Below are 17,102 nucleotides of genomic sequence, written 5' to 3'. Positions count from 1 at the left end.
CGAGGGCGGACGGGGGCGAGGGCGTGACGGGAAGGTCCGGGCATTCAGTCCACGGAATGGAGGCCCGGGGCTGTCAGTCCACGGGGTGGTGGCCCCAGATGTCAGCGGTGTAGGTGCGGCTCACCCAGGTGCTCTCGTCGACCTGCACACCGCCCGCTCCGATCTCGATGCCGAAGCCGGCGGGCGACGTCATGTAGAAGGAGAACATCCCGTCGTTGGCGTGCTTGCCGAGCGTGGCCATGAGCTCGACCTCGTGCTCGCGGGTTCGGTCCAGGGCGCGGCCGACCTCCTCCGGGCTGGTCACCTCGCACAGGATGTGGTGGGTGCCCTCGTTCTTGTACGAGCGGATGAAGGCGATGCTGTGGTGCCGGGGGTTGCAGCCCAGGAAGTAGAAGGTGCCCCAGGGGTAGTCGGCGGTGTCGCTGAGCCGGAAGCCCAGGATCTCGCAGTAGAAGTCGACCGCCTCCTGCACGTGCGGTGTCTTCATCACGACGTGCCCGAGGCCCTGTTCTCCGGTCACGAAGTCGACGCCGAGCGGTGACACGAACTGGCTGGGGGCGAGGCGGCGGCCGCAGAACAGCTCGGTGCGGATGCCGAGCGGGCCGGTGAAGTGCACCATGCGGGCCACCTGGCGGTCCCGGCACTCCTCCTCGGTGCCCGCCGTGACGTCGACGCCGGCCTCCTTGAGCCGCACCGTCATCGCGTCGATCGCCGCCCCGTCACGGACCTCCCAGCCGATGACCGTCACACCACCGGGTTCCGCCTCCGTCAGCCACATGCGGAACGGGTGCTGGTCCATACGCAGGCGATAGCGCACGGGCCCCTCGCCCGGGGCGGAGCCGCTGTCGGCCGCAGCCCCCGGCTCGACCGCGAGACCTATCACTGTCCGGGCGTACTCCGCCCATGCATCCGGGTCGGGCGCACCGATGCCCACATACCCAAGGCTCTGGATCGTCATGGCGAAGACAATATTTGTTAGACCCTTGACGGTCAATACTCTTACGAATACGTTGACGCCATCGAGTCGAGGAGGTCCCCGATGTCGGGAGTAGTGCCCGAGAAGGCCCGCCTGCAGCCCGTCGACGAGGGCGAGCTGCATGAGAAGACGCTGACGTCGCTGGCGCCGTACCGCGATCAGGACGGGCGGATCTACACGATCTGGGCGACGCTGGCCCACCACCAGGAGGCTCTGCGCCGCTTCATCCTCTTCGGCAACCACGTGCTGGGGAAGAACACCCTGCCGTTGTCGTCCCGGGAGCTGATGATCCTGCGGATCGCCGTCCGGGCGCGGGCCGCGTACGAGTGGGACCAGCACGTCCGGATCGCCCGCCGCGCCGGGCTCACCGACGACACGATCCTGGCCGCCGCGACCGGCGACTGGGACGGACTGGAGGAGCTGGACCGGGTGCTGCTCTCCGCCACCGATTCGCTCCTGGACCGCCAGGGCGTCGACGACGAGCTGTGGGACCGGCTGACGGCCCACCTGAGCACCGAGCAGGTCATCGACGTCCTCTACACCGTCGGCCAGTACCTGACCATCGCCACCGTCATCAACACCCTCGGGGTCCAGGTCGAGGGCGACCTCGCACTGCCCCTGCCCGAACCGACCGAGAAGAAGGAAGAAGCCGCATGAAGCTCGCCAACCTCGCCGGCCGCCCGGTCGTCGTCCGCGACAACCTCGCCCTCGACATCGCGGACGCCAGCAAGGGAGCGATCGAGCCGCGCCTCGAGGTGCTCTCCGATCTCTCGCTCCACGACGAACTGCGCGCCCTCGCCGAGCGGGCGGAAGAGGCGGACTGGAAGCCGTTCGAGCAGCGTGACCTGGGCCGGGTCGCCAAGCCCTACAAGGCAATCGGCGTGGCCCTGAACTACCGCGCGCACGCCGAGGAGTCCAACCTGCCCGTCCCGGACGAGCCGTCGGTGTTCGCCAAGTTCGCCTCCTCCGTGGTCGGTCCGTATGACTCCATCGTGGTGGAGCCGCAGTACGACAAGGTCGACTACGAGGCCGAACTCGTGGTGGTCATGGGGCGGACCGGCAAGAACATCTCCGCGGCCGACGCCTGGTCCTACGTCGCGGGTGTCACCGCAGGTCAGGACGTCAGCGACCGCAAGGAGCAGTGGCGCAAGCCGATCAACCAGTTCACGCTGCCGAAGTCGTACGACACCTTCAGCCCGATCGGCCCGTACCTGGTGACCGTCGACGAGTTCGAGGACCCGGACGACATCGAGGTGGTCGGCTGGGTCGACGACCTCGAGGTGCAGCGAGGCCGAACCTCGGACCTCATCTTCAGCGTGCCCGAGCTGATCGCCTGGCTGTCGAAGCGGGTGACGTTCGAGCCCGGCGACCTGATCTTCACCGGCACCCCGGCCGGCTGCGGTGTCCGCCGCACTCCTCGGCTGTACCTGACCGAGGGTAAGGTCCTGCGGACCGAGGTCACAGGCGTCGGCACTATGGTCAACCCGGTCGTCGGCGGCTGACTGCGGTCCGGTCGGACCAGAGAGGACGGGAGATCGTGACGGACACCGCAGGAGAAGCGGAAGCCGCGAGGCTGCGCCGGACCCGGGAGTTCTCGGAGTTGCTGCGCCACCACCATCGCGAGCTGGGCACGACCGATCCCCGGGATCTCGACGCGATCGAGATGGTCACCGACCTCACCCGACTCGAGGCCCGGCTGACGAAGGACTTCGAGAAGCACGTCCACCGGCCGCTCGGTCTGACCTGGGCGGGATTCCGCATCCTGAACGCCCTGTGGGCCTACGACGGGCTCGCCCAGCAGGACATCGGCCGGGTCTCCGGGTCCACGCGCGCCAGCATCTCCAGCGCGCTGACGACCCTGGAGAACCGCGGCCTCGTCACCCGCCGTCGCGTGGAGACCGACCGCCGCCAGCTGATCGTCGAGCTCACCGACGAGGGCCGCGAGACGCTGCGGAAGGCCATCGAGGCCCAGACCCTGCGGGAACGGGCGTGGACCGCCGTCCTGCGCGACGACCAGCTCAGTGAGCTGGTTCACCTGCTGCGAACCCTGGTCAATCAGGAGACCCCGGCCGCAGACTGACCGGCACATACTGACCGCCAGCACCCGAACCCCCGCACACCGACCGCACGCAGACGTGAGTCCGCGTGGCGACTTACGACATCCGCAGAATCGTCAGGACCCTTACTGTCGCATCCCTAACTACTCAAATGCTGTCTCAGCAGGGCTTCTCAAAGGAGAGAATCATGGTCCGTCGTGTCGTTACCGGTGTCAGCCCGAGCGGCAAGCCCGTGATCGTCAGTGACGGCGAGCCGCCGCGCACCCGTCAGTTCACCCACACCCCCGGCTTCGCCCGGTCCGTGGTGTGGAACACGGCGGCGCCCGCCGTTCCGTCGGCCGACCCGACGGAGTCCCTGAAGTCGTTCGTGCCCGCCCCCGGCGAGACGATAGCCCTGACCGTCACCTTCCCGCCGGCCAGTGTCTACGCCGACCCGGCCTGGGACCCGGCGGCCGCCGCCGGCGAGCAGTTGGAGGCCACCCCGGGTCTGGCGGAGCTGTTCGAGCCCGACAACCCGGGCATGCACACCACGCCCACCGTGGACTACGGCGTCGTCCTGAGCGGCGAGATCGTCCTCGACCTCGACGGCGGTGAGGTCGCCACGCTGGGGCCCGGCGACCTGGTCGTGCAGAACGCCACCCGGCACGCCTGGCGCAACCCCGGCACCGAGCCCGCCACGGTGTTCTTCGTCCTGATGGGCGCCGGCGGCACCGCATGAGCACGCTGATGGCCGCTGCCCCGGGTGCGCCCGTCGTCGAGCTCGATCTCGCCGAGCTGCGCGACGACCCGTACCCGGCCTACGCGGAGCTGCGCCGCACCGCTCCGCTGGCGTGGGTGCCGTCGGTCGGACGGCACCTGCTGACTCGGTACGAGGACATCGTCCGCGCGGAGAAGCTGCCGGAGGTGTTCAGCTCGCGCGAGGAGGGTTCGCTGCTGCTGCGCACGGTTGGCCCCAACCTGCTTCGTGAGGACGACCCGGAGCACCGGCGGCTGCGGGCCGCGGCCGAGCCGCCGACGCGCCCCCGCCAGGTCCGCGACCTGTGGGCCGGGACGTTCGAACGCAACGCGCACGACCTGCTCGACCGGATCGCCGGGCGCGGCGAGGGCGACCTGATCGGCGACTTCGCCGAGCCGCTCGCGGCGGCCAACCTGGCCGTGGTCCTGGGGCTGCGCAACGCGAGCGCCGACGACATCTCCGACTGGTCGCGGGCGATGATGGCGGCGAACGGCAACTACGCCGACGACCCCGACATCTGGCTGCGTGCCGAGCAGGCCACCCGTGCCATCGAGGACGCGGTGGCCGAGATGGCCGAGGCCGCCCGCCGCGAGCCCGACGGCTCGGTGATCTCCTCCATGGTCCACGCGGCCGATCCGGTCGAGCTGACCGAGATCCAGAACAACATCAAGGTCATCATCGGCGGCGGCGTCAACGAACCGCGCGACGTCTTCGGGGTCGGTGCCCAGGCACTGCTGCGACGCCCGGACGTACGGGACCGGGTCGTGGCCGATGCCGGGCTCTGGAAGCGGGTCTTCGAGGAGACCGCGCGCTGGATCTCGCCGATCGGCATATATCCTCGCCAGCTCACCCAGGACTACGAGATCGCGGGCGTCGCGCTCCCCGCCGGGAGCCGCGTGGCCCTCGTCATCGCCTCGGGGAACCGGGACGAGTCGGTCTTCGAACGAGCGGACGAGTTCGACATCGACCGGCCGCACCGGCCGCATCTCGCCTTCGGCGGCGGACCGCACTTCTGCATGGGCGCGTGGGTCGCGCGCCACGAGGTCAGCGCGCTCGCCTGGCCCCTCGTCTTCAGCCGCCTCAAGGGACTCCGCCTCGTCGAGGGCGCGGACGACCGGATGGAGGGCTGGGTGTTCCGGGGACTCACCTCGCTGAACGTCACCTGGCAAGCCTGAGCCCCGCCGGGCCCTGTGGGCCCTGCGGAGCCAATCGAGCCGTCCCCACCGGGAGGACTTCATGCCCATCGTCATCTTCGAGTTGCCCGACGGCACCCAACGCAAGGTCACCGCCGATTCCGGGACGGTGCTCATGCAGGCGGCCGTGTCGAACGGCGTCGACGGCATCGTCGCGGAGTGCGGCGGAAACGCCTCCTGCGCCACCTGCCACGTCTACGTCGACGAACGGCACGGCGAGCTCGTGGGGCCGCCGAACGACGTCGAGGACGAGATGCTGGACTTCACCGCCGCCGAACGCCGGCCCACCAGCCGGCTCAGCTGCCAGGTCCAGGTCTCCGACGCGCTCGACGGGCTGGTGGTCCACATCCCCGAGGAGCAGGTATGAGTGCCGCCGGCGTGGTCGTCGTCGGGGGCGGGCAGGCCGGGTTCAGTGTCGTCCAGGCCCTGCGCGGCGCCGGGTACGAGGGCCCGGTCACCGTCTTCGCCGACGAGCCCCGGCTGCCGTACCAGCGGCCCCCGTTGTCCAAGAAGGCCCACACCGAACCGGAGGGCCTGGGCGTCGACCTGGTGCCCGAGTCCTTCTACCGCGAGCGGGACATCGATCTGCGGCTCGGCGAGTACGTCGCCGCCCTCGACACGGCCGCCTGCGCGGTGACCACCGGCTCGGGCGAGCGCGTCCCGTACGAGCACCTCGTCCTGGCGACCGGCGCGCGCAACCGTCCGCTGCCCGTCCCCGGCGCCGAGTTGGCGGGCATCCACGCGCTGCGCTCCCTCGACGACGCCCTCACGATCGGCCGGGCGCTCTCGACGGCCCGTGACGTCGTGGTTGTGGGCGGCGGGTTCATAGGACTGGAACTGGCCCAGGTCGCCCGGGCACGCGGAGCACGTGTGACGGTGGTCGAACTGGCCGACCGGCTGCTCAGCCGGGCCGTCTCACCTCAACTCCAGGAACATCTGCGGGAGCGGCACGAGCGCGACGGCATCCGTATCCTCACCGGAACGGCCGTCGAGCGGATCGAGGGCAAGGGCGGGCAGGTCCACCAGGTCGTCACCGGCCAGGGCCCGCTCCCCGCCGACCTCGTGGTCTACGGCATCGGGGCCACGCCCAGGGACGAACTGGCCCGCGAGGCGGGTCTGGCGGTCGACGACGGGGTGATCGTGGACGAGCAACTGCGCTCGGTCTCCGATCCCCGGGTCTTTGCCGTGGGCGACTGCGCCCGGCATCCGCATCCGCACGCGGACGGGCTCATCCGGCTGGAGTCCGTGCAGAACGCCATGGACCAGGGGGCGCTCGTCGGCCGCCGTATCGCCGGGGGCGCCGCCGGGCCGTACGAGAGTCTTCCGTGGTTCTGGAGCGACCAGGGTCCGGTGAAGCTCCAGATCGCGGGGTTGCGGGCGAGCACCGACGAGGTGCGGGTGGTGCCCGGTGACAGTGACACCCTGGAACGGCTGGCCGCGTACGCCTTCCGCGACGAGCGGCTGGTGGCCGTGGAGACACTTAACTGGCCCGCCGAGCATCTGGCGGCCCGTCGGCTGCTCCAGCAGGACCCGCCCGTCTCTCCCACCGACCTCGCGGGGTCCACCCTCGGCGCCCTCGCCCGCGCCAGACGTACCAAGGAGGTGCGCGCATGACCGGAGACTCCACCGAGGTGTGGTTCGGCGCCCACCTCGTGACGAGCGCGGCCGAGGCCGGCTCGCGGACCGCCCTGGCCTTCGCCGACAGGTCCTGGACCTATGCCCAACTCGACCTGGCTGTGCGGCGCACGGTCGCCCGTCTCGACAAGTTCGGGGTGCGCAGGGGCGACCGGGTCGTAATGCAGGGGGCAACCCGGCCCGAGGCGCTGATCACGCTGTTCGCGGTGACGCGGATGGGCGCGGTCCTCGTACCGGTCCACCCTCAGGTGACCGGCGGCGAGCTGGCGGTGTTCCGCGAGGAGACCGCGCCGCGTGCGGTGGTCGGTGACGAGCGGTTCCTGAGCGCGGGGCCGGGCGATGGCGGAGGTACCTGCTTCCGGCTGACGTGGGACGATCTGCACCCCGGCGACGAGGCGTCGGCGCCGGCCGCCGATCCCGAGCCGCCCGCCGGGTCCGATGCCGCGATCATCGCGTTCACGTCCGGGACCTCCGGCCGCCCCAAAGGGGTCGCGCTCACGCACGACAACCTGCGCTGGAGCATGGTCAACGGCCTGTCCCTGCTGCCGGTCGGCGAGGACGACGTCGCCCTCGTCTCCACCCCGCTGGCGCATGTGGCCGTACTGGGAGGGCTTCCGCAGTACACATGGGCGCGGCGCGGGACGGTGGTGCTGGCGCCGAAGTTCGACCCGGACCTGTTCACCGACCTGGTCCGCGACCACCGGGTGACCTGCGCGTTCGCGGTGCCCGCCATGGCCGCGCTGCTGGCCCGGCACCCTCGCTTCACCAGCGGTGACCTGGACACCCTTCGGTGGGTCCTGTCCGGCGGGGCACCGGCCCAGACGGCGACCCGGGCACAGCTCCATGAGCGCGGCATCGGGGTCGCCGACTCCTACGGGCTGACGGAGACCTGTGCCGGGGTGACGTACTCGCCGCTCGACACGGCCGCCGCCGTCGCGGGGCGTGCCGTGCCCCATGTCGAGCTGCTGGTCGTGGACGGGACGGGGGCGCCCACCCCGGCGGGTGTCGCCGGTGAGATCTGGGTGCGCGGGCCGTCGGTCGCCTCGCACTACTGGACGGCGACCGGGCCGCGGCCCGCCACCGACGCCGAGGGCTGGTTCCACAGCGGCGACCGAGGACGGTTCGACGCCGAGGGCCGGCTGGAGGTCGTCGGCCGGGTCAAGGACACGATTATCACCGGCGGCGAGAACGTCGACCCCGCCGAGGTCGAGAACGCGCTGGCCGACCTTCCGGGCGTGGTCGAGGTCGCGGTGTCCGGAACGCCGGACGAGGTGTGGGGCGAGGTCGTGACCGCGTTCCTCGTCTCCGACGACTGCGCACCGACGCTCGACGACGTCCGCGCACACCTCGACGGACGGCTGGCCCGCCACAAGTGGCCCCGCCGCCTCAGCGTCGTCCCGGCACTGCCCCGAGGGGCGACCGGGAAACTCCAGCGGCAGCGGCTGACGATGCTGCTGGACGACTGAGATCACGCACGCCGTACGGGCGGTCCGACCGGACCGCCGGGCGACCGATCACGCCGTACGACGGCGGCGACGCCGTACAGACGGCACCGGTGGCGCGGTTCGACGACCGGCATCAACACCACAGAACCGCATCTCCCAGAGCTCCACACCCCAGAGAGCCCCACGCACATCCCGAACCCCCACATCCATATCCGACCCATGAGATGGGGGCCGGCTCCACCGGCGACATCTCCACACACAAAGGAGTGGCCATGAGTGCGACCATGCGAGCCGCGCGGATGCACCAAGTCGGCGAGCCCATGCTGATCGAGGAACTCCCCGTTCCCGAGCCGGGCCCCGGCGACGTCCGGGTGGCCGTGCACGCCGTCAACATCGTCCCGAACCTCGCCAACATCCTGAACATGTGGACCACGTGGTTCCCGCACAGCCCCCTGCCCACACTCCCGGCGATCTTCGGACTCGACCCGGCCGGCGTGGTCGAGGCGGTCGGCGAGGGAGTCCAGGGCTGGAAGGTCGGCGACCGGGTGTACGTCAACCCAGGCCGCAGCTGCGGGTCCTGTCGGTCCTGCCGCAACAACGACTCGATCAACTGCGCCAGTTACGCCTTCGCCGGGTACTTCGGTTTCTCCCCCACCGCGATCGACCTCCTCGACCGCTACCAGGGCGGCCTCGCCGAGTACATGATCGCCCCCGCCTACTCCCTGGTGAAGCTCCCCGACAACCTGTCCTTCAACGCCGCCGCCCGCTTCGGCTACCTCGGCACCATGTACTCCGCCCTCCGCAAGGCCGGCGCCGCACCGGGCAAGTCGGTCCTGGTCAACGGCATCAGCGGCACCCTCGGCATCGGCGCCGCGCTGCTCGCGCCCGCCATGGGCCTGACCCAGGTCTACGGCACAGGCCGCGACAAGGGCCTGCTCGACCAGGTCGACAAACTGGGCGGCGGCCGAGTGCACCTTCACTCCCTCAGCGACGGCCCGCTGGACAACTGGATCCACCAGGAGACCGGCAACTACGGCGTCGACATCTACATCGACGCCCTCGGCCCGGGCGCCCCGCACGAGACGTTCCTGGCCGGCATGCGGGCCATGGCGCGCGGCGGCATCGCGGTGAACATCGGCGCCGTCGCCGGTGACCTGCCCATCGACATCCACCGCATGATGGACCAGCAGCTGCGGCTCATCGGCTCGGCCTGGTTCACCTCCGGCGAGGGCCAGGCCATGGCCGACATGGTGGAGGCGGGCTTGCTCGACCTGAGCCCGCTGGAGCACCAGGTCATCCCACTGGAGCAGGTCAACGAGGCCATCAGCGGCATCGCGGAGCGCAACGGCGGCTTCAGCAACTTCATCATCAGCCCGACAGCGACGTCCTGATCCCTACGGCCGGGGGCCGTCGGCCAACTCCCCCTCAGGACCGGCGGCCCCCATCCCCCTTCACCTCTGCTCTCCTCTCGTCTCGTCTCGTCTCCTCTCATCTCTCCCCCTTCTCCTCGCTTCTCCTCGCTTCTCTTCGCTTTGGAGCCCCGATGCACGCGCAGAACTCCGGCCGTCCGGCCGACCCCCTCGACCTTCTGGAGATCGACAGCCTGCTGACCGCGGACGAGCGTGCCGTGCGCGACGCCGTCCGCACCTTCTGCGACCGGCGCGTGGAACCGCACATCGCCGAGTGGTTCGAGCAGGGCGCGGTCGAGGACATCCGTGGGCTCACCAAGGAACTCGGGGAACTGGGCCTGCTGGGCATGCACTTGGAGGGCTACGGCTGCGCCGGGATGAGCGCTGTCGACTACGGACTCGCCTGTCTCGAACTGGAGGCGACCGACTCCGGTCTGCGCTCCCTCGTCTCGGTCCAGGGTTCGCTCGCCATGTACGCGATCTGGGCGTTCGGTTCCGAGGAGCACAAGGAGGAGTGGCTGCCCCGCCTCGCCGCCGGCACCGCCATCGGCTGCTTCGGACTCACCGAACCCGACTCCGGCTCCGACCCCGGCAGCATGCGCACCGCCGCCCGCCGCGACGGCGACGACTGGATCCTCGACGGCCGCAAGATGTGGATCACCAACGGGTCGGTCGCCGACGTCGCCGTGGTCTGGGCCCGCACCGACGACGGCATCCGCGGTTTCGTGGTGCCCACCGACACCCCCGGTTTCTCAGCTCCGGCCATCAAGCACAAGATGTCGCTACGGGCGTCGGTGACGAGCGAGCTGGTCCTGGACTCCGTACGGCTGCCCGGGAGTGCCGTGCTACCGGAGGTACGGGGGCTGAAGGGCCCGCTGTCCTGCCTCAACGAGGCCCGGTACGGCATCGCCTGGGGCGCCATGGGCGCCGCCCGCTCGTCGTTCCGAGCGGCACTCGCCTACGCGGGCGACCGGGTCCAGTTCGACCGCCCGATCAGCGGCTTCCAGCTGACGCAGGCCAAGCTGACCGATATGGCCATCGAGCTGGCCAAGGGCACGCTGCTCGCTTTCCACCTGGGCCGCGCCAAGGACGACCGCGGGCTGCGCCCCGAGCAGGTCAGCTTCGGCAAGCTCAACAACACCCGCAGCGCGCTGGAGATCTGCCGCACCGCCCGCACCATCATGGGCGCGAACGGCATCTCGCTGGAGTACCCGGTCATCCGGCACGCCAACAACCTCGAGTCGATCCTCACCTACGAGGGCACCGTCGAGATGCACACGCTGATGATCGGCCAGGCCCTGACGGGGCAGGCGGCCTTCCGGTGAGCGCTGGGCCGGGCGCGGACGTGCGCAGGGTCGGCGTCGTCGGCTGCGGACTGATGGGCGCGGGCATCGCCGAGGTCTGCGCCCGGGCCGGCTTGGACGTCGTGGTGCACGAGGTGAACGAGGAGGCGGCCAAGGCCGGTCGGTCCCGGATCGCCGCCTCGCTCGACCGGGGCGTACGGCGCGGCAAGCTCACCGGTGAGGAGCGCGACGCCGCGCTGGACAGGGTGCGGGTCACCTCCGACCTCGTGGACCTGTCCGACCGGGACCTGGTGGTGGAGGCGGCGACCGAGGACGAGGCAGTGAAGCTCGACCTGTTCGCCGCCCTCGACCGCATCGTCGTACGCGAGGACGCGCTGCTCGCGTCGAACACCTCCTCGCTGCCCATCATGAAACTGGGCATGGCCACCACGCGCCCGCACCAGGTGATCGGGGTGCACTTCTTCAATCCGGTCCCGGTCCTCGGCCTCGTGGAGATCGTGCCGTCCCTGCTGACGAGCCCTCAGACCCAGTCCCGAGCAGAGGGGTTCGTAACCGGCGCGCTCGGCAAGCAGGTGATCCGCTCCCAGGACCGGGCGGGCTTCGTGGTGAACGCGCTGCTGGTGCCGTACTTGCTCTCCGCGATCCGGATGCTGGAGTCCGGCTTCGCCTCAGCGGAGGACATCGACAACGGCATGGTCCTCGGCTGCGCCCACCCCCTGGGCCCGCTGAGCCTGGCCGATCTGATCGGCCTGGACACTCTCGCTGCGATCGCCGACGCGATGTACGCCGACTTCAAGGAGCCCTTGCACGCCGCACCCCCGCTGCTGCTGCGCATGGTGGAAGCCGGACTGCTCGGCCGGAAGTCGGGGCGCGGCTTCCACGACTACTCGGAATCCCAGAAAGGCAGTTGACCCATGGCGCAGGAAGTACGCGGTGTGATCGCGGCGGGCAAGGACCTGCCGGTGCGGGTGGAGACGATCGTGGTACCCGACCCGGGCCCGGGCGAGGCCGTGGTGCAGGTGCAGGCATGCGGGGTGTGTCACACCGACCTGCACTACAAGCAGGGCGGCATCAGCGACGACTTCCCGTTCCTGCTGGGCCACGAGGCGGCGGGCATGGTGGAGTCGGTCGGCGAGGAGGTCACCGACGTCGAGCCCGGGGACTTCGTCATCCTGAACTGGCGTGCGGTGTGCGGGAATTGCCGGGCCTGTCTCCGCGGCCGGCCCTGGTACTGCTTCAACACGCACAACGCCACGCAGAAGATGGCCCTGGCCTCGACCGGCCAGGAACTCTCCCCGGCACTCGGCATCGGCGCCTTCGCGGAGAAGACGCTGGTCTCGGCCAGGCAGTGCACCAAGGTCGACCCGTCGGTCGCCCCGCAGGTCGCCGGGCTGCTGGGCTGCGGCGTGATGGCCGGGATCGGTGCCGCGATCAACACCGGGAACGTCGGCCGGGGCGACACAGTCGCGGTGATCGGCTGCGGCGGTGTCGGCGACGCGGCGATCGCCGGGGCGAACCTGGCCGGGGCGGCGAAGATCATCGCCGTCGACATCGACGACCGCAAGCTGGCCACAGCCCGCACCATGGGCGCCACCCACACCGTCAACTCGCGCGAGACCGACCCCGTCGAGGCGATCCGCGAGCTGACCGGCGGCTTCGGCGCAGACCTCGTCATCGAGGCGGTCGGCCGCCCGGAGACCTACCGGCAGGCCTTCTACGCCCGCGACCTCGCCGGCACCGTCGTCCTTGTCGGCGTACCCACCCCGGAGATGAAACTCGAACTCCCCCTCCTGGACGTCTTCGGACGCGGCGGCGCCCTGAAGTCCTCCTGGTACGGCGACTGCCTGCCCTCCCGCGACTTCCCGATGCTCATCGACCTGCACCTGCAGGGCCGCCTAAACCTGGAGGCGTTCGTGACCGAGACCATCCAACTCGACGAGGTGGAGAAAGCCTTCGAGCGGATGTACCACGGCGACGTCCTGCGCTCAGTGGTGATGCTGTGAGCGGGGCCGTACGTGTCGAGCGGGTCGTCACCGCCGGGACCTTCTCACTGGACGGCGGGACATGGGACGTCGAGAACAACGTCTGGATCGTGGGTGACGACCACGAGGTACTGGTCGTCGACGCTGCCCACGACGCCGACGCCATCGGCGAGGCGGTCGGCGACCGTCTCCTTACGGCCATCGTGTGCACCCACGCCCACAACGACCACATCGACGCCGCGCCGTCACTGGCCGACCGCACCGGTGCGCCGATCTTCCTGCACCTGGACGACCGTCTGTTGTGGAAACACACGCATCCCGACCGGGATCCCGACGGCTACCTCTCGGACGGCCGCCGTCTCACCATCGCCGGGACGGAACTGACGGTCCTGCACACCCCCGGGCATACTCAAGGCGCGGTGTGTCTCTACGCTGAGGAACTGGCCACGGTTTTCACCGGAGACACCTTGTTCCAGGGCGGGCCGGGGGCCACGGGACGTTCGTACTCGCACTTCCCGACGATCATCCGCGCGATCCGCGACCGTCTGCTGACGCTGCCGCCCGAAACCACGGTGCGTACCGGACATGGGGACGACACCACGATCGGCGCCGAGGCGCCGCATCTCGACGCGTGGATCGAGCGCGGTCACTGACAGTCGGGTTCGCGGATCGCGCCCACCGCCGCATAAGACGCCGCAGCGAGCGCACAGGTCTGACTGCGGGTGACGCGAGGGGGGGACCAGGCACGCCGCCACGGCCAACGAGTTGCCACCCAGCCCCAAAGGCCGGAGTTCAACGCTGGGTAGTCAGCACCAAGTCAGCACGTCAAATCACCCCGAATCACACATCCCTGACGCCGTCTGTCCTGCCGCCGATCGAGCGCCTGGTCCGGATTTTGAGAGGCAGACGTGTAGGCCACGCTTACGTTCCGGCCCCGAACTATGTTGTCCCGCCACATGTGCGCCTAACCTGCATATTCCTACGATGTTCCGACACGAACCCGTCCTCACCGCACACGAGGAAGCGGCGCACATGGCCTCCGCAGCAACCGCTCCCCGACGCCGAACAGCCTCAAGCGCGTCGTCACCGCAAGCCTCATCGGCACCACCATCGAGTGGTGCGACTTCTTCCGCATGTGCTCGCCACGAGGCACCTACTCGCCCTCGATGAAAATCGCACACTCCATCTTGCACAGCAGCGCAGCAACTCGACATATCGCGCCCGTCGGCTGCGCCCTGCATCGCGAAGTCCCGCTGGTACATCCACGAGGAGTAGGCCACGCCCCCGGCCCAGTGCACACTGGGCCGGAAACTCCTGGGGAATCCCGGGAAGTCGGGGGTGACATTCCGCAACCATCAGCACGATTGCCCAGCTCAGCAGGGGTGCAGGTCAGGCCCAGGATGTCACTGGCGTGAATGAACTGTCCTGCCGGGTTCGTCCAGTTCGGCCCGTCTTGTGCTCAGGGGGCGGTATGAGACCTGATGCCCGATTCTTGGTTTTGTCCGGGGTGGGCGGGCAGGTCGCGGCGGCTACGGCCGGGGCTGGGTGAACAAGCCCTGCTCGGTCTCGGCCAGGATCCCGCGGTCGGCCAGCCGCTTGAGCTTTAGGCGGATGTTGTTGATGTTGTTGGGCGCGACCGCCAGGTCCATCGCCTCGCAGACCTGCCGGGCTCTCAGCGGGTGGCCGGCCGCGGTGAACACCGCCATGATCTGCTGATAGGCCGGATGATCCGGAAGTTTCGGTGCCGGGGGTGCGGGCGGTTGCGGATCGGGCAGCTCCAGCAGTGTCTTGCGGGTGATCCGAACTTCCTCGGTGGCCCGGTCGAGTTCGTCGAGCTGTGCGGTCAGCTGCGCGATCCGTTCCCTCGTTGCCTCGGCCTGCGCGGTGATCTCTCGTTCCCGCTCCTCCAGCCGGGCCAGCACCGCCCCGAGCGTCAGCTCTCCACCGGTCACGAGGTGCGCCAGGCCGGCGCGGTCGCCCCGGTCAACCGGCGCAGTATTACCGAGGTCATCGCCCAGTACACCCGTGACTCCGAACTGCGGGGCCGGTGCTCGTAGTCGCGCACCAGCCTGCGGTGCAGCATCAAGATCCCATAGGCGCGCTCCACGACCCACCGCTTGGCCTGGGGAACGAACCCGGTCTGTGCGGGGTTGCGCTCCACGACCTCCACCTCAATGCCCACCTTCTCCCCGTGCGCGACGACGGCGTTCTTGAAGCCCTGGTCGACCAGGGCTTTCTCCACGGCGTCGGTGTCGGCGGCAACCTTGTTCAGCAGCGCGATCCCGACGGCGTTCTCGTGCGCCGACGCGGCCACCACGACCACTGCGATCACCAGTCCCAGAACGTCAACGGCCAGGCCGCGCTTGCGGCCCGGTACTTTTTTGCCGCATCACGCCCCGTCGACCCGGCGGGCACTCCGGCCGCCGCGTGCACGCTCTGAGTGTCGAGCACCACCAGGCTCGGATCTGCCTTCCGGCCCAGCTTCTCCCGCACCTGCCAACGCAGCAGGTCGTGGATGGTCTGGTCGGTCCCGTCGTCGCGCCAGATGTAGAAGTAGTACTTCACCGCGCCGGGCGGCGAAAAGTCGTGCGGGAGCAGGTCCCACTGACAACCGGTCCGGCCCTGGTAGAGCAGAGCGTTGACGATCTCCCGCATCGCGTACCGGCCCTGATGACCACTGACCGAGGGATGCGCACCCTTCCACGCGATGATCACCGGCTCGACCAACACCCACTGCTCATCGCTCAGGTCGGTCTTGTAGGACTTGCGCTCGCTCACGGCGACCAGCTCAACATGCCCAGGGCCGCCGACCGGCCGAGATGCCACACCGCTACACGTTCAGGAGACGACAAAACACCTACGCACTCTCATACCGCCCTCTGAGGGTGCTGTCGATCAGGCGGTGGGTATGGCCTGGTCGCGGTAGCGCGTTTGGTGGTTGCGGATGAACTCCTGCTGCTGGTGTCAGGCCCAGTAGGCGTCGAAGTCGCCATTGGCGCGGACGGCACGCAGTTTGAGTACGGCTTCAGCTCCGGACAGGCCCCAGCGGGCGCCGGTGATGTCCAGGCGGTCTTTGACCATTCACCGACCCAGACCACCTGATGCACACCCTCCGGCGAGGACTTCGCCAGATCCAATACCGCGGCAATGTCATCGACGGCTGCCTCACCGAAACCGGCCTCACCTTGACGGCATCACACCAAAAGGGTCAGTAACCGCAGCTGACGCCTGGGTATGAACGTGCGATGGAGTTCTGGTTCAGTCGTGCCGACAGTGCGGCGGAGCTCGGTGCCGAGGCGCAGGAACGGAGGTGAACTCCTCCCACTCGTCCGGCGAGGCAAAGTCAGGTAGAAGTCGAGGCGCCGTCGCCTTCTTCATTGTGGTCCGAGTGGGCCGAGCCGGTGGTCGAGCGCGGCACCGACCTCGGGGCAGTTCTGGCGGATGATGTCGAGGAAGGCGTTCAGTGCCGGGGAGCGGTCCCGGGCTTGGAAGGACAGGACCAGATCCGGCAGAGGTGTGTGCGGGGTCACCTCGCAGAACCACGTGCCCCGTCGTTGGGCCGTCAGCATGCGGGAGGGTCCCAGACCGACGCCCACCCCGCAGGCAGCGAGGCCGATGATGGTGTGGATGTCCCTCGCGACGGTCGCGCCGGAGAGCGTCGGGGAGTCCTTGCCCAACAAGTTCCGCAGCCCGGTGACGACGGCGGGCTCGTCCTCGCCCGGCGCCACGATCAGCGGCTGTCGCCGCAGTTGGTCCACGTCCACCGACGACTGCCCCGCGTACGGATGCGTGCTGCTCACGACCGCGACCAGGTGGTCGTGTCCGATCGGGACCTATACCAACTGCTCGGCCCCGACGCCTCGTGGACGGCCGAGGCCGATCGCCACGTCAAGTTCGCCGGCGACGAGCGCGGCCGTGCTGCGGTTGGTCGCCATCTCGTGCAGTTCCAGCCGCACGTCGGGCCGTTCGCGGCCGAACCGGCCGAGGACGTCCGGCAGGGGCTTGAGCAGCGCCGAGGCGATGAACCCCAGGCGCAGCCGTCCCGTCTCGCCGCGTGCTGCCCTGGCCGCGTCGACCGAAGCCGCCGTGATCTCGTCGAGCGCCCTGCGGGCCCGGGAGAGGAAGGCCGCGCCCGCAGCTGTCGGGAACACCCCCTGGCGGGTGCGGTCGAACAGGCGGGCGCCCACTTCTCGTTCGAGGTCGGCGATCTGCTTGGACAGCGGAGGCTGCGCGATGCCCAGCGCACCGGCCGCCCGGCCGAAGTGTGCGTGCTCGGCGAGGGTCAGTGCGTATCGCAGGTGCCGCGCCTCCATGTCAGCCTCCCATCCATATCTCACATGTATCGTAGGTCGGCTCTTCAGATCT

15 protein-coding genes and 4 pseudogenes are annotated in these 17,102 nt (G+C 69.5%); 14 read left to right on the top strand and 5 right to left on the bottom strand.

All coding sequences use genetic code 11. From position 1 onward, the window contains the following. Window positions 1-73: 73 nt before the first annotated feature. Window positions 74-958, bottom strand: coding sequence for a VOC family protein (locus tag QF035_RS54550; protein WP_307530628.1), 885 nt, complete (start codon window positions 956-958; stop codon window positions 74-76). An 81-nt stretch (window positions 959-1,039) separates the two neighbouring features. Between QF035_RS54550 and QF035_RS54545 the strand changes: the two genes are divergently transcribed. From QF035_RS54545 to QF035_RS54485, 13 genes are all read left to right on the top strand, one after another. Then, window positions 1,040-1,633, top strand: coding sequence for a carboxymuconolactone decarboxylase family protein (locus tag QF035_RS54545; RefSeq protein ID WP_307530626.1), 594 nt, complete (start codon window positions 1,040-1,042; stop codon window positions 1,631-1,633). Then, window positions 1,630-2,478 carry a fumarylacetoacetate hydrolase family protein gene (locus QF035_RS54540; protein WP_307530624.1) on the top strand — a complete coding sequence of 283 codons (849 nt, stop codon included), beginning with the start codon at window positions 1,630-1,632 and terminating at the stop codon, window positions 2,476-2,478. Before QF035_RS54545 ends, QF035_RS54540 begins: the two co-directional genes overlap by 4 nt. Window positions 2,479-2,513: 35 nt before the next feature. Next, window positions 2,514-3,056 carry a MarR family winged helix-turn-helix transcriptional regulator gene (locus tag QF035_RS54535; RefSeq protein WP_242435756.1) on the top strand — a complete coding sequence of 181 codons (543 nt, stop codon included), beginning with the start codon at window positions 2,514-2,516 and terminating at the stop codon, window positions 3,054-3,056. Window positions 3,057-3,220: 164 nt separating this feature from the next. Beyond that, window positions 3,221-3,751: a cupin domain-containing protein gene (locus tag QF035_RS54530; RefSeq protein WP_307530621.1), complete on the top strand. Its 531-nt coding sequence runs from the start codon at window positions 3,221-3,223 to the stop codon at window positions 3,749-3,751. After that, entirely contained in the window at window positions 3,748-4,944 is a 1,197-nt protein-coding gene (locus QF035_RS54525; RefSeq protein WP_307530619.1) for a cytochrome P450, read from the top strand. The genes QF035_RS54530 and QF035_RS54525 overlap by 4 nt, the downstream gene beginning before the upstream one ends. 61 nt (window positions 4,945-5,005) lie before the next feature. Further along, entirely contained in the window at window positions 5,006-5,329 is a 324-nt protein-coding gene (locus QF035_RS54520; RefSeq protein ID WP_307530617.1) for a 2Fe-2S iron-sulfur cluster-binding protein, read from the top strand. Beyond that, window positions 5,326-6,576, top strand: a complete 1,251-nt coding sequence (locus QF035_RS54515) for an NAD(P)/FAD-dependent oxidoreductase (protein ID WP_307530615.1) — start codon at window positions 5,326-5,328, stop codon at window positions 6,574-6,576. The genes QF035_RS54520 and QF035_RS54515 overlap by 4 nt, the downstream gene beginning before the upstream one ends. Further along, the gene (locus QF035_RS54510) at window positions 6,573-8,063 is read left to right on the top strand and encodes a class I adenylate-forming enzyme family protein (protein ID WP_307530613.1); all 1,491 of its coding nucleotides are present in this window, start codon (window positions 6,573-6,575) and stop codon (window positions 8,061-8,063) included. The genes QF035_RS54515 and QF035_RS54510 overlap by 4 nt, the downstream gene beginning before the upstream one ends. A gap of 251 nt (window positions 8,064-8,314) precedes the next feature. Continuing rightward, window positions 8,315-9,433: an alcohol dehydrogenase catalytic domain-containing protein gene (locus tag QF035_RS54505; protein WP_307530611.1), complete on the top strand. Its 1,119-nt coding sequence runs from the start codon at window positions 8,315-8,317 to the stop codon at window positions 9,431-9,433. Between the two features lie 152 nt (window positions 9,434-9,585). Further along, entirely contained in the window at window positions 9,586-10,776 is a 1,191-nt protein-coding gene (locus tag QF035_RS54500) for an acyl-CoA dehydrogenase family protein (protein WP_307530609.1), read from the top strand. Beyond that, window positions 10,773-11,666, top strand: coding sequence for a 3-hydroxybutyryl-CoA dehydrogenase (locus QF035_RS54495; RefSeq protein ID WP_307530607.1), 894 nt, complete (start codon window positions 10,773-10,775; stop codon window positions 11,664-11,666). The genes QF035_RS54500 and QF035_RS54495 overlap by 4 nt, the downstream gene beginning before the upstream one ends. 3 nt (window positions 11,667-11,669) lie before the next feature. Continuing rightward, complete coding sequence (locus tag QF035_RS54490; RefSeq protein ID WP_307530605.1) at window positions 11,670-12,758, top strand: S-(hydroxymethyl)mycothiol dehydrogenase; 1,089 nt, start codon at window positions 11,670-11,672, stop codon at window positions 12,756-12,758. Continuing rightward, complete coding sequence (locus QF035_RS54485; RefSeq protein WP_307530603.1) at window positions 12,755-13,390, top strand: MBL fold metallo-hydrolase; 636 nt, start codon at window positions 12,755-12,757, stop codon at window positions 13,388-13,390. The genes QF035_RS54490 and QF035_RS54485 overlap by 4 nt, the downstream gene beginning before the upstream one ends. 876 nt (window positions 13,391-14,266) lie before the next feature. On the opposite strand, the gene QF035_RS54480 is transcribed toward QF035_RS54485, so the two are convergent. The 3 genes and pseudogenes from QF035_RS54480 to QF035_RS56160 form a co-directional block, all read right to left on the bottom strand. Further along, entirely contained in the window at window positions 14,267-14,689 is a 423-nt protein-coding gene (locus QF035_RS54480) for a hypothetical protein (RefSeq protein ID WP_307530601.1), read from the bottom strand. Then, window positions 14,686-15,515 (bottom strand): annotated as a pseudogene (locus QF035_RS54475) (IS5 family transposase). Before QF035_RS54475 ends, QF035_RS54480 begins: the two are co-directional and overlap by 4 nt. A gap of 117 nt (window positions 15,516-15,632) precedes the next feature. Further along, window positions 15,633-15,818: pseudogene (locus QF035_RS56160) on the bottom strand (ISKra4 family transposase); the annotation flags it as partial. Between QF035_RS56160 and QF035_RS56370 the strand changes: the two are divergent. Beyond that, a pseudogene (locus tag QF035_RS56370) lies at window positions 15,818-15,952 on the top strand (IS630 family transposase); the annotation flags it as partial. The pseudogenes QF035_RS56160 and QF035_RS56370 sit on opposite strands and share 1 nt — an antisense overlap. Window positions 15,953-16,111: 159 nt before the next feature. Here QF035_RS56370 and QF035_RS54470 read toward each other — a convergent pair. After that, window positions 16,112-17,050 (bottom strand): annotated as a pseudogene (locus QF035_RS54470) (LysR family transcriptional regulator). Between the last annotated feature and the right edge of the window lie 52 nt (window positions 17,051-17,102).

Origin of the sequence: Streptomyces umbrinus (assembly GCF_030817415.1) — a bacterium.
Taxonomy (GTDB): Bacteria; Actinomycetota; Actinomycetes; order Streptomycetales; family Streptomycetaceae; genus Streptomyces; species Streptomyces umbrinus_A.
The sequence above is the reverse complement of the archived record's forward strand: the minus strand, read 5'-3'. Positions and strand labels throughout refer to the sequence as shown.